The sequence below is a fragment of the Pseudomonas sp. 58 R 12 genome, assembly GCF_900005865.1.
Taxonomy (GTDB): Bacteria; Pseudomonadota; Gammaproteobacteria; order Pseudomonadales; family Pseudomonadaceae; genus Aquipseudomonas; species Aquipseudomonas tritici.
The window spans coordinates 487220-499912 of sequence record NZ_CVTP01000008.1; the positions used below are offsets into that span (position 1 = coordinate 487220).

Consider the following 12693-nt stretch of genomic DNA (forward strand, 5'->3'; position numbering starts at 1 on the left):
GAAGGTGTTCCAACAAAAAGCCCCCGAATCTCACGATACGGGGGCTTTTGTTTTACCGCTTGATCAAGCCGGTTGCAGCACCGACTGACCACTCAACGCCAGGTCCAGCAACTCACGGTTGGCCACTGCATACATGGCGTAGTCCGTGCCCACAGCGGCACGAATCTCAACCATCATCGCCACCCAACGCTCGGCCATGTCCTTGTGCTGCTCAAGCCACAGGGCCACGCGGGCTTCCATGTCTTGTGGCGCGTCGGCCATTTGCAGGACGGAGATGGTGATCGCGCGTTGCTGCCAGTCCACGTCATCACGGAAGGCTTCGCGGGCCTGGGCCTGCCAGTTGTTGGCCACTGGCAAATCGCTGATCTGCTGCAGGTACCATGGCAAGTCCAGGGCGCTGCCGACGGCGAAGTAGGCCTTGGCCACTTCAGCGGCGTCGTGCCCCGTTACATCGGCGGCTTCGATGATCGGCAGCAAGGTGTACAGGTGGGTAGTACCTGCAACCATGCGTGCCAACAGCTCAGGAACACCGGCTTCGGTGTAGGCCTGGTAACGGTTCTGCCAGCCTTCGCGAGTCGGGCCTTCCAGCAGTTCGTCGAGCTTGAGGCCCAACGCCGCCAGGTGCGGACCAAAGTGCGCGGTGTCACGACCAGCGTCCTGCTCGTTGCGACGGCTGCGCAGGAACCAGCGCGTGGCGCGCCGACCCAGGCGCATCAGCTCATCCATCAATTCCAGTTGCACGTCAGCCGACACCTGGTGGTCCAGGGCTTCGATCTGGCGGAACCAATGCGGGAGGTGGAAGATGTCACGCACGATCACATAAGCACCCGCCACATTCGCCGGGCTCATGCCCGTCGACTCCTTGAGTCGTTGCACGAAGGTGATGCCCATGTGGTTGACCAGGTCGTTGGCGATCTGGGTGCTGACAATCTCGCGCTTTAGACGGTGGCGACGCATGGCCTCTCCGAACTTGGCCACCAGGCTCGGTGGGAACGCGGTCTCCATGTCACGGGTGAGGTACTCGTCATCCGGCACCAGCGACTTGAGCAGCGCTTCCTTGAGGTCGATCTTGCTGTACGAGATCAGCACCGACAGCTCCGGACGGGTCAGGCCCTTGCCATTCGCGGCGCGCTCGACAAGCTGCTCCTCGGTCGGCAGGTACTCGATGGCGCGGTCCAACTTGCCACGGCCTTCCAGGTCGCTCATCAGGCGTTTGTACTCGGCGGCACGCTCGTAGGCACGGCGCGCCGCCAGGGACAGGGCCTGGGTCTGCTTGTAGTTGTTGCCCAACACCAGGTTGCCGACTTCGTCGGTCATGCTCGCCAGCAACTGGTTGCGCTGCTTGTCGGTCATGTCACCGGCCTGCACCACTTCGTTGAGCAGGATCTTGATGTTCACTTCGTGGTCGGAGCAGTCCACGCCACCGGCGTTGTCGATGAAGTCGGTGTTGGAACCGCCGCCATTGAGGCCGAATTCCACACGACCCAGCTGGGTCATGCCGAGGTTACCGCCCTCGCCTACCACTTTGCAGCGCAGCTCGTTGCCATTGACGCGCAGTGCGTCGTTGGCCTTGTCGCCCACATCGGCGTGGCTTTCGGTGCTGGCCTTGACGTAGGTGCCGATACCGCCGTTCCACAACAGGTCTACCGGCGCTTTGAGCAAGGCGTTCAGCAGTTCGGTCGGGGTCAGCTTGTCGGCCGCGATGTCGAAGCGCTCTTTCATCTGTGGCGAGATGGCAATGCTCTTCGCGCTGCGCGAGAAGATACCGCCGCCTTCGGACATGATGCTGGTGTCGTAGTCGGTCCAGGCCGAACGCGGCAGCTCGAACATGCGCTGGCGCTCGACGAAGCTGGTGGCCGGGTTCGGGTTTGGATCGATGAAGATATGCAGGTGGTTGAAGGCCGCGACCAGTTGCAGCTTGTCGGACATCAACAGGCCGTTACCAAACACGTCACCGGCCATGTCGCCGACGCCCACAACCGTGATGCTGTCTTCCTGCACATTGATGCCGCGCTCACGGAAGTGACGCTGCACACCGACCCACGCGCCCTTGGCGGTGATGCCCATTTTCTTGTGGTCGTAACCGGCGGAACCACCGGAAGCAAACGCATCGCCCAGCCAGAAGCCGTAGTCGATGGCGATGCCGTTGGCGATGTCGGAGAAGGTCGCAGTGCCCTTGTCCGCAGCCACCACCAGGTACGGGTCATCGTCGTCATGGCGCACAACGTTGGCCGGCGGTACCAGGGCGCCGTCTTTCAGGTTGTCGGTGATGTCCAACAGGCCGGAAATGAAGATGCGGTAGCAGGCGATGCCTTCGGCCGCGATCTCGTCCCGGCTGCCGCCCAGTGGCAGGCGACGCGGCAGGAAGCCGCCCTTCGCACCCACTGGCACGATGACCGAGTTCTTCACTTGCTGGGCTTTTACCAGGCCAAGCACTTCGGTACGGAAGTCTTCTTCACGGTCGGACCAGCGCAAACCGCCACGCGCGACGTTGCCGAAGCGCAGGTGCACACCTTCAACCCGTGGCGAGTACACGAAGATCTCAAACTTCGGCACTGGCTTAGGCAGCTCAGGAATCGCGTGCGGGTTGAACTTGAAGCTGAAGTACGACTTGTTCTGACCGTTGGCGTCGGTTTGGTAGAAGTTGGTACGCAGGGTGGCCTTGATCAGGTCCAGGTAGCGACGCAGGATGCGGTCTTCGTTGAGCACCTGAACATCGTCCAGTGCGGTGAGGATCGCTTGTTCCAGGCGTTGCTGCTTGTCTTCCAGGTCTTCGGCGGTGAGTTTGCGCGCCAGGTAGAAACGGGTCTTGAACAACCGGGTCAACTCGCGAGCGATGTCGGTGTGGTTGTTCAGGGTGCTGGCGATGTAACCCAGGTCAAAGCCCAGGCGGATCTGCTTCAGGTAACGGGCGTAGGCACGCAGCAAGGCCACGTCACGCCAAGGCAGGCCGGCAGTCAGTACCAGGCGGTTGAACGCATCGTTCTCGGCGTCGCCATGCACGATATGCACGAACGCGTCCTGCAGGGTGTCGTTGAGCTGCTGGATGTCCAGGTTCACGCCTTCTGCGGCGATGAACGCGAAGTCATGGATCCAGAACTCACGACCATTGGCGTGGCGCAGGCGATACGGGAACTCACCCAGCACGCGCAGGCCGAGGTTTTCCAGGATCGGCAGCACGTCGGACAGCGCCAGCGGGGTGTCGGCATGGTAGAGCTTGCAATGCAGCTCGCGTTGGCCGGAAACCTGGCCCAGCGGCTGGTAGAAGCTCATTACCAGTGGGTTGGCTTCGGTGAGGCTGAGCAGGTGCTGCATGTCGACCACGGCCGAATGTGCGGCAAAACGCTCACGGTAGCCGGCCGGGAAGCCTTTGGGGAAGTCGGCCAGCACGTTGGTGCCGTGGGCTTCACCGAAGCTCTCCACCACCAGGCTGGCGTAGTCGTCCTGCCAGCTGCGGCAGGCTTGCACCACTTCTTTTTCCAGTTGCAGCGGGTCGATGTCCAGGCGGTTCTTCGGGTCAACCCGCAGAATCAGTTGCACGCGCGCCAGCACGGACTCGGAGAAGAAGGTCCAGAATTCGCAATCCGAGGCTTTCAGCCGATCCATCAGTACCTGCTGGATTTTCTGACGCACTTCGGTGGAATAGATGTCGCGCGGCACATAAGCCAGGCAGTAGCAGAAACGACCGTACGGGTCTTTGCGCAGGAACACGCGGATCTTGTTGCGTTCCTGGATCTGCACGATCGACATCACGGTGCTGAACAGCTCGTCGACCGGCGTCTGGAACAGGTCATCACGCGGCAGCACCTCAACGACTTGAGAAAGCTCCTTGCCCAGGTGAGCCTTGGGCTGGAAGCCGGAACGGCGTTCGATTTCCGCGACCTTGCGACGGATATAAGGAATGACCCGCACGCTTTCGCCATACACCGAGGACGTGTACAGGCCCATGAAACGGTGTTCCTTGATGACCTTGCCGTCGGCGCTGATCTCACGGATCGACACGTAGTCCGGATACGCCGGGCGGTGCACGCGGCTCGGGTGCGCAGCCTTGGCGAACGACAGCACGGTCGGTTCACGCAGGTAGGCCACGGCATAGTCTTCGATGCGCAGGTCGTCGGCGGTGAGACCGGCGCGCAGCAGTTTGGTCAGACCGAGGAACGAATCGGCGTCATATTCGATATGACCGCCATCCGCCTCGTCACGTACCACAAACTCTTCATAGCCGAGGAAGGTGAAGTGGTTGCCCACCAGCCATTCCAGGAAGTTCTTGATCTCGGCTTTTTCTTCGCCGTCGATGCTGAACTGGCTGGCGTCGATACCGGCCAGCAGGTCCTGGACCTTGGCTTTCATCGGTTCGAAATCAGCCACGGCCACGCGCACTTCGCCCAGCACCTGCTCAAGCTCTTTGCTCAGCACGTTCAGTTCGGCGGCGTTGGCGCAGCGGTCGATTTCCAGGTACATCAGCGATTCTTGCTGGATGCCTTCGCCCTGGGTGCCTTTCGGCAGGATTTCCAGCAGCTCACCCTTGGCACCACGACGTACGCTGAGCACGGTGGTTTGCAAGGTGTGGATGCTGTAGCCACGGCGGTTCAGTTCAGTACGGACCGAGTCCACCAGGAAAGGCAAGTCATGGTGCAGCACTTCGACCGCGGTGTGGGTCGACTGCCAGCCATGACGTTCATAATCGGGGTTGTAGACCCGCACCTGCGGTTGGGTGTGGTCAAAGCGCTCAAGCAGGCGCCACGCAGAGAGGGTGCAGCCGGCCAGGTCGGAAAGGCGACGCTGGGTCAGTTCGTCCAGGGAAATGATGCCGAAGAATTGTTCAGCAAACAGCGCCACTTGTGGCAGTGCCTGTTCACTGATGTGCTGGGCCAGTGCCGCTTGCAGTTGATGCTGGAAGTCGGCCTTGCTGGCTGCGGTGAAGAACGCCATCTGTGGTACTCCGCTTGGGCTTGTTATTGATGGAAGCGTCGCGTGTTATCCCCTTGCGGGGAGACCGTCAGCTCTGTTCGCTGGTAATTCTGGAAACACCATAAACGAATCAGAGTGACAGGTGGGTGAAGCTGGACAAGACAATGAGGTCACATACAACTTCCATAAGATGCGCACCTTGCCGGGTGACGGTACGACGGGCAGGTCAAGCGCCTGGCACGTGCACATCCGTTGCGCAGCTTAACGAGTGTAGGAAGACAGCTGCTTGCGACGCTGCGACATATTCGGTCATCGGTAAGCAGGCTCGGGGTTGCGACTTGGGCAACCCGGATTTCCAGGTAGAAAAACCGGCGTTTTTCAATCCTCCGAGTACCAGAAATGACTGATTCAGCCCGCCAGGTCATGCACGGGGTCTGACACAGGATGCAGCACAAAATTCGTCGCAATGGCACAATTGCCCCCATCACGCCCTACCCCAGACAGGATTCCCCATGCTGCAGCTGAAAACCGACGCCCTGATGGTCACCCCGTGCGACGACGAAGAAGACAACATGGCCATGCTCTGCTGCCACGGCAAGAACGGCGAGATGTTCATGCTCACCCGTTACCCCGATGAAGACGAAGTCGAACTGACCTGGGATTACGAGCCGTCGACCCTGGATGGGTTGAAGGTCACGCTGAGTGAGACGACCGTGCTGGTAGAAGTCGCCGCCGGCGATGCCGACGCGCTGGGTGGTAAGGATCAGCTGCAGATCACCCATGCCACGGCCGCGTCGGACATGGCCGAAGTTGAAGAAACCCTGCAGAACATCCTCAAAGGCACCGGCACTTTCACCCGAATTTAAACTGCACCAACGATCAACTGTGGGAGCTGGTCGTAACCCTCTACACATCTTCAAAGTGAACGTGCGTAGCAGCTGTCGAGCCCCGGCGAGGCTGCGTCAGCGGTGTGTCAGACAAGCCGCAAACGCAGCCTCGCCGGGGCTCGACAGCTGCTACGCAGAGGGCTCGCTCCTGATAGGTAGATACCAATGGTGCGATGGCATCAACCCGGTCTGGCTGACACACCGAGTCGCCTGCATCGCAGGCAAGCCAGCTCCCACATGAACGGTGTGCTCAACAGAATTGGTGCGCCACACACAAAATTCCTACAAGTTTTCCGAAAAATACCCGTCACGCCGTTAGTCGCCACCCCCTGCTATGCATTAAAGTAAGCCCCCCAAGCCCGACGCTTTTTTCACGGCACTCAGGCTCATCTCTCCAGGAACCGTCATCGATGGAACATCGTGAAGCGCTGCTTGCGCTGCGAACCTTTCTTTCTACGCAGATTCTCGGCCAGGAAAAACTCATCGATCGCCTGCTGATCGCCTTGCTCGCTGACGGCCATATGCTGGTAGAAGGCGCGCCGGGCTTGGCCAAGACCAAGGCCATCAAAGAGCTGGCCGAAGGTATCGAAGCGCAGTTCCATCGTATCCAGTTCACCCCCGACCTGTTGCCCGCCGACATCACCGGCACTGAGATCTATCGCCCGGAAACCGGCAGCTTCGTGTTTCAACAGGGGCCGATCTTCCACAACCTGGTGCTGGCCGACGAAATCAACCGCGCACCGGCCAAGGTGCAATCGGCGTTGCTGGAAGCCATGGCCGAGCGCCAGGTCAGCGTCGGACGCAGCACCTATGACCTGTCGCCGCTGTTCCTGGTGATGGCCACGCAAAACCCCATTGAGCAGGAAGGCACCTACCCGCTGCCCGAAGCCCAGCTCGACCGCTTCCTGATGCACGTCAAGATCGGCTTCCCCGACGCCGCAGTCGAACGACGCATCCTGCAACAAGCGCGTGGCGAAGCGCTGAACGGCGAAACCAAGCCTGAGCGCCGCGTCAGCCAACAGGCGATCTTCGCCGCGCGCAAGGAAATCCTCGGTTTGTACATGGCCGATGCAGTGGAGGAATACCTGGTGCAACTGGTGATGGCCACGCGCACTCCAGCCAAGTTCGACCCGGAGATGGCCGAGTGGATCGCCTATGGCGCCAGCCCACGCGGCTCCATCGCCCTCGACCGCTGCGCCCGCGCCCATGCCTGGCTGGCCGGTCGCGACTTCGTCAGCCCGGAAGATATCCAGGCGGTGCTGTTCGACGTGCTGCGCCATCGCATCATTCTGTCGTTCGAGGCCGAAGCCGCCGGCATTGACCAGGACCGCGTGGTGCAACGCATTCTTGACGTCGTTGCCGTCGCTTGAAACCCATGAACGCCAGCGATGGAATCCGCGTCACGCTCAGCGAATTGATCGAGATGCGCCACCGTGTGCGCGAAGTGCAGCTGTTTTCCACGCCGAGCCAGCGCAGCCCGCTGATCGGCCTGCACCACTCCAAGCTGCGGGGGCGCGGTGTCGACTTCGACCAGGTGCGCGTGTACCAGGCCGGCGACGATGTGCGCACCATCGACTGGCGCGTGACCGCGCGCACCCAGGAACCGCACACCAAGCTGTTCCACGAAGAACGCGAGCGGCCGATCTTCATCATGGTCGAGCAAAGCTGCCGGCTGTTTTTCGGCTCAGGGCAAATGTTCAAATCGGTGCTGGCGGCCCAGGCGGCCAGCCTGATCGGCTGGGCGGCGCTGGGGCATAACGACCGCGTGGGTGGGCTGGTGTTCGGCGATAGCGAGCACTACGAAATCAAGCCGCGCCGCAGCAAACAAAGTCTGCTGCAACTGCTCAACCGGTTGGTGCGCGTCAACCAGAGCCTGAACACCGAAAGCCGCCCCGAGGCTGATGCCCTGGGCATGGCCCTGCGCCGTGGCCGCGAAGTGCTGCGCCCCGGCAGCCTGGTGATTGTGATCTGCGATGAACGCGCGCTCACCGAAGGTGCCGAGCAGCAATTGAGCCTGTTGTCGCGGCACTGCGACCTGCTGCTGTTGCCCATCTCCGATCCGCTGGACCACGCTCTGCCCGCCGCCGGGCTGCTGCGTTTCGCCGAACGCGGTGCCCAGCTGGAACTGGATACGCTGAACGTCGATTTGCGCCAGGCCTACAAGGCCCAAGCCGAAGCACGCATCGCCCGCTGGGAGCTGCTCGCCCAGAAGCTGCGCATCTTATTGATGCCCTTGAGCACCCAGAGCGAAATGGTCGAGCAACTGCGCGAGTACCTCAACCCGCAACGTCCGGTTAAAAAACAATGAGCAGCCTTGACCAACTGCAACCGCTGATCGCCCCGCCAGCCATCGGCTTTTGGCCGCCTGCGCCGGGCTGGTGGTTGTTGCTGCTGGTGATTCCACTGCTCGGCTGGGGGCTTTGGTCACTGCGACGCTTTCTGCCAACCCGTCGCCCCATCGCCCGCGCCGAGCAACCGCTGGACCCATTGCGCATCGCCGCCCTCGCGGAACTGGCGCTGATGCCCAAACCTTACGACGGGGCCCCGGCCGGCGCGTGGTTGCAGCAACTCAACGGCCTGCTCAAACGCCTGTGCCGCAACGACTATCCCTACAGCCAGAGCCATACCCTCAACGGCCGAAAATGGCTGGCGTTCCTCGACAACCGCTGCCCCGCCGCGGGCCTCACACGCTGGATGGTGTTGGTAGAAGGCGCCTACAAACCCGAATGCAAACTCGACGACAAGGCCATCGCCGGCCTGACCCAAGCCGTCGACACCTGGATTCGCAAACATGTTTGAGTTCGCCTGGCCGTGGATCTTCGCCCTGCTGCCCTTGCCCTGGCTGATGCGGCTTGTGTTGCCGGCAGCCGACAGCGGCGAGCCGGCGTTAAAAGTCAGCTACCTCAGCGACCTTGAGGGCCTGGCTCGCCGCCGCGCCCGCGTCAACCTGCCCGGCTGGCGCCAGCAAGCGCCCTTTGTGGTGCTGTGGCTGCTGTTGTTAACCGCCGCTGCCCGCCCGGAATGGCTTGGCGAGCCGCTGCCGATTGCCGCCAGTGGCCGCGACCTTCTGGTGGCGGTGGACGTGTCCGGCTCCATGGACTTCCCCGATATGAACTGGCAAGACGAGGACGTCAGCCGCTTGAGCCTGGTCAAACACTTGCTCGGCGACTTTCTTGAAGGCCGTGAAGGTGACCGCGTCGGCCTGATCCTGTTCGGCAGCCAGGCCTACCTGCAAGCACCGCTGACCTTTGACCGCCGCACCGTGCGCACCTGGCTGGATGAAGCGCGCATCGGCATTGCCGGCAAGAACACCGCAATTGGCGATGCCATTGGCCTGGCCTTGAAACGCCTGCGTCAGCGCCCGGCGCAGAGCCGTGTACTGATCCTGGTCACCGACGGCGCCAACAACGCCGGGCAGATCGACCCACTGACCGCCGCGCGCCTCGCTGCTGAAGAAGGTGTGAAGATCTACCCGATCGGCATCGGCGCAGACCCGGAACAAACCGGTTCCTTGGGTATCCTCGGCGTCAACCCGAGCCTGGACCTCGACGAACCGGCACTCAAGGCCATCGCCGAGGCTACGGGCGGCCAGTACTTCCGCGCCCGTGATGGCGAAGAGCTGCAAGCGATCAAGGCAACGCTCGACAAGCTCGAACCCGTTGAACAGCAACCCACCCAGGCGCGCCCGGCCCTGGCCCTGTACAGCGCGCCGCTGGCCTTGGCGTTGGTGCTGAGCATGTTGCTGGTGATCCAGGAACGCTGGCCGAACAACGCCTTGCATCGGTGGTTCACCAAATTGTCGAGCAAGGGGATTTTCCTGCAACAGCACCCGGAATGGCGCCAGCGCCTCAAACGCCTGCGATTGCGGAGGCGTCGATGATCGACCTGTGGCCGCACTGGTTCCGCCCTTGGTCGCTGTTGCTCCTGCCATTGCTCGGCTGGTTGCTCTGGCACCTGTGGCATCGGCAAAAGCGCGCCGGGCGTTGGCAGATGATCCTGCCGCCGGCCTTCCACGCCGTGTTGCTCAGTGGTGGCAACGGGCGCGAAAGCAAATCGCCATGGGTGGTGCTCGGCATTGCCTGGCTCTTGGCCGTGCTCGCGCTGCTTGGGCCCAGTTGGCAAAGGGTTGAGCAGTCCAGCCAGAAACCCTCCGATCCTTTGGTGGTGCTGCTGGAGCTGACCCCGGAAATGCTTGCCACCGACAGCCCGCCCAACCGCCTGGAACAGGCGCGGCGCAAGCTGTATGACCTATTGCAGGCACGCACCGATGCGCAGACGGCCATCGTCGTTTACGCCGGCAGCGCCCACACCCTGGTGCCGCTGTCAGACGACCTGGGCACCAGCCGCAACCTGCTCGAAGCCCTGCGCCCGTCAATCATGCCGGAGCCCGGACACCGCGCCGACCTGGCAGTCGAGAAAGCCCTGGGCCTGCTCAAACAAGGCGGCCTCGGCCAGGGTCGTCTGGTGCTGATTGGCTCTTCGCTGTCCAAACAGGAACGCCAGGGCATTCGGCTGCTGCTGCAAAGTAGCCAGGCGCCGACCCTGTCGATCCTCGGTATCGGCAGCCGGGAAGGCACCCCGGTGACTCAGGAAAGTGGCGAGTTTCTCAAGGACGAACAAGGCGCGATCCTGGTGCCACGCCTGGACAGCCCGACGCTCAAGGCCTTCGCCAGCGAAATGGGCGGTCGCTACCGCGCCGCCCGCCTGGACGACAAGGACCTGCGCCAACTCGGTGTACTGGACCCGCCACACACCTTGCGCAACGACGGTCAACTGCTGCACCTCGACACCTGGGCAGACCAGGGTTACTGGCTGCTCCTGCCGCTGTTGCTGCTCGCTGCCTGCGCCGGTCGGCGTGGCTGGTTGTTCTGCCTGCCCCTGCTGCTGTTGAGCGCGCCGCAACCCAGCTATGCCTTCGGTTTGCAGGACCTGTGGCTGCGTCCCGACCAACAAGGCCAATACCTGCTGAAGAAGAAACGCCCCGCCGAAGCCGCCGAACACTTCGAAGACCCGCAGTGGCAGGGCGTAGCGCTCTACGAAGCCGGCAACTATGCCGAGGCCATCAAGCGTTTCGCCGAGGGCAATGACGCCTACGCCCACTACAATCGGGGTAACGCCCTGGCCAAGTCCGGTGAGCTGGAGGCCGCCATCGACGCCTACGAACAGGCCCTTGAAGCACAACCCGACTTGCAACCGGCCCTGAAAAACAAAGCGCTGGTGGAAACCCTGATGCAGGAAAAAGAGCCGCCCGAACCCGATAAGCCAGCCGATAACGAGGATGACGAAACCACCCAACCCGGCCAAACTGCGCAACCGGGCGCGAGTGGGCAAAGCACCACGGGTGGCGAGCAGTCATCCCAAGGCCAGGGGGAAGCCGGCACCGGCGACACCCAGGCCGGTAATACGCCGCGCGCCCCAGGCAATGAAGTACCGGGCAGCGAACTGGGCGACGAACAAACCACCACCCCGCCGCTGCTTCCTGCCGACGCCAGCCTCGACGGTGAACGTCGCCAGGCCCTGGAGCAATGGCTGCGGGAGATCCCGGACAACCCCGGCGAACTGCTGCGCCGCAAATTCTGGTACGAACAGCAACAACATCAGGACAAGACTCGATGAGCCGCCGCACCACCCTACTGTTCCTGCTCGCACTCTCGGCAGGCCACGCCCAGGCGGCGAGCCTGACCGCCAGCGTCGACCGCAGCCGCCTCAATTCCGGGGAAACGGTGGAGCTCACGGTAGAGTCCAGCGATGTAACGCAGTTCGGCAAACCCGACCTGTCGCCGCTGGATGCGCAGTTCGAAGTGAGCGGTACGCGGCAGATCAACCAACTCACCACGCTGGGCGGCGATAACCACGCCACCACACGCTGGATCATCACGCTGCTGCCCAAGGAAAACGGCACGGTGCTCATCCCGCCCCTGCAAGTAGGCGAGTACAAGACCCAGCCGATCAGCCTGCAAGTGGTAGAAACCGCCAGCCAGAACACAGCCGCCGAACTGGCGCCGGTGTTTGTCGAGGCCAATCTTGACCAGACCAGTGTCTACGTCCAGGCCCAGGCGCTGTTGACCGTGCGCGTGTACCACTCGGTGTCGCTGTATGACGACAGCAGCCTCACGCCGTTGCAGATTGCCGACGCACGCGTCGAGCAATTGGGCGAGTCACGCACCTACGAGAAGGTGATCAACAGCATTCGCCACGGCGTGATCGAAACCCGCTACGCGATTTACCCGCAGCACAGCGGCACATTGGCGATTCCGGCGCAGACGTTCAGCGCGACGCTGGTGGAGTCGCGCCCGCCGCAGGAGAACACGCTGCAAGGTACCAAGCCCGGCAAGCTGATCCACGTCAGCTCGGCGGAGCTGCCGCTGGTGGTCAAGCCCAAGCCGGCGCTGTACCCCGCCGATACGCCCTGGCTACCGGCGCGCAGCCTGATCCTGAGCGAAAGCTGGAACCCGGAGCCTGAGCATGTGCAGGTCGGCGACTCCCTGACCCGCAGCCTCACGGTCAAGGCCGAAGGCCTGTCCAGCGCGCAACTGCCGGCGCTGCCCAGCACCGAGATCAACGGCCTGCGCCGCTACCCGGACCAACCGGTGCTCGGCAACCAGACCAGCGACCGCGGCCTGATCGGCAGCCGCGAAGACCGCGAAGCCCTGGTGCCCACCCGCGCAGGTGCACTGGAACTGCCCGCCGTTGAAGTGGTGTGGTGGAACACCCACGAAGATCACCTTGAGCGCACCAGCCTGCCGGCCCGCACCCTGCAAGTGGCGATCAACCCGAGCCTGGTGGTTGACGCGCCCGCCACACCTACCGTCATCACCGCCCCCGACGACAACCACCTATGGCTGTGGCAACTCAGCACCCTGCTCCTCGCGTGCACCACCTTGCTCGGTTTTGG

Annotated in this window: 8 protein-coding genes; 7 read left to right on the forward strand and 1 reads right to left on the reverse strand. The window is 62.5% G+C overall.

Annotated features, from left to right (window positions below):
• Window positions 1–63 precede the first annotated feature (63 nt).
• Complete coding sequence (locus BFP95_RS05795; protein ID WP_065909532.1) at window positions 64–4932, reverse strand: NAD-glutamate dehydrogenase; 4869 nt, start codon at window positions 4930–4932, stop codon at window positions 64–66.
• 491 nt (window positions 4933–5423) lie between these two features.
• Between BFP95_RS05795 and BFP95_RS05800 the strand changes: the two genes are divergently transcribed.
• From BFP95_RS05800 to BFP95_RS05830, 7 genes are all read left to right on the forward strand, one after another.
• Entirely contained in the window at window positions 5424–5777 is a 354-nt protein-coding gene (locus BFP95_RS05800) for a hypothetical protein (RefSeq protein WP_065872842.1), read from the forward strand.
• Between the two features lie 431 nt (window positions 5778–6208).
• Window positions 6209–7168: an AAA family ATPase gene (locus BFP95_RS05805; RefSeq protein ID WP_003174327.1), complete on the forward strand. Its 960-nt coding sequence runs from the start codon at window positions 6209–6211 to the stop codon at window positions 7166–7168.
• 5 nt (window positions 7169–7173) lie between these two features.
• Entirely contained in the window at window positions 7174–8106 is a 933-nt protein-coding gene (locus tag BFP95_RS05810; protein WP_065880657.1) for a DUF58 domain-containing protein, read from the forward strand.
• Window positions 8103–8597 (forward strand): DUF4381 domain-containing protein, encoded by a 495-nt coding sequence (locus BFP95_RS05815; RefSeq protein ID WP_028616472.1) that lies wholly within the window; start codon window positions 8103–8105, stop codon window positions 8595–8597. Before BFP95_RS05810 ends, BFP95_RS05815 begins: the two co-directional genes overlap by 4 nt.
• Window positions 8590–9678 carry a vWA domain-containing protein gene (locus BFP95_RS05820; protein WP_065872840.1) on the forward strand — a complete coding sequence of 363 codons (1089 nt, stop codon included), beginning with the start codon at window positions 8590–8592 and terminating at the stop codon, window positions 9676–9678. Before BFP95_RS05815 ends, BFP95_RS05820 begins: the two co-directional genes overlap by 8 nt.
• Window positions 9675–11414, forward strand: a complete 1740-nt coding sequence (locus tag BFP95_RS05825) for a tetratricopeptide repeat protein (protein WP_065890875.1) — start codon at window positions 9675–9677, stop codon at window positions 11412–11414. The genes BFP95_RS05820 and BFP95_RS05825 overlap by 4 nt, the downstream gene beginning before the upstream one ends.
• A partial coding sequence (locus BFP95_RS05830) for a BatD family protein (protein ID WP_065909534.1) occupies window positions 11411–12693 on the forward strand: 1283 nt, incomplete at its 3' end. The genes BFP95_RS05825 and BFP95_RS05830, both read left to right, overlap by 4 nt.

Coding starts and splice junctions, on each gene's coding strand:
- BFP95_RS05810 (WP_065880657.1), top strand. CDS start 7,174: ATGAACGCCAGCGATGGAATCCGCGTCACGCTCAGCGAATTGATCGAG.
- BFP95_RS05805 (WP_003174327.1), top strand. CDS start 6,209: ATGGAACATCGTGAAGCGCTGCTTGCGCTGCGAACCTTTCTTTCTACG.
- BFP95_RS05825 (WP_065890875.1), top strand. CDS start 9,675: ATGATCGACCTGTGGCCGCACTGGTTCCGCCCTTGGTCGCTGTTGCTC.
- BFP95_RS05795 (WP_065909532.1), bottom strand. CDS start 4,932: ATGGCGTTCTTCACCGCAGCCAGCAAGGCCGACTTCCAGCATCAACTG.
- BFP95_RS05815 (WP_028616472.1), top strand. CDS start 8,103: ATGAGCAGCCTTGACCAACTGCAACCGCTGATCGCCCCGCCAGCCATC.
- BFP95_RS05800 (WP_065872842.1), top strand. CDS start 5,424: ATGCTGCAGCTGAAAACCGACGCCCTGATGGTCACCCCGTGCGACGAC.
- BFP95_RS05820 (WP_065872840.1), top strand. CDS start 8,590: ATGTTTGAGTTCGCCTGGCCGTGGATCTTCGCCCTGCTGCCCTTGCCC.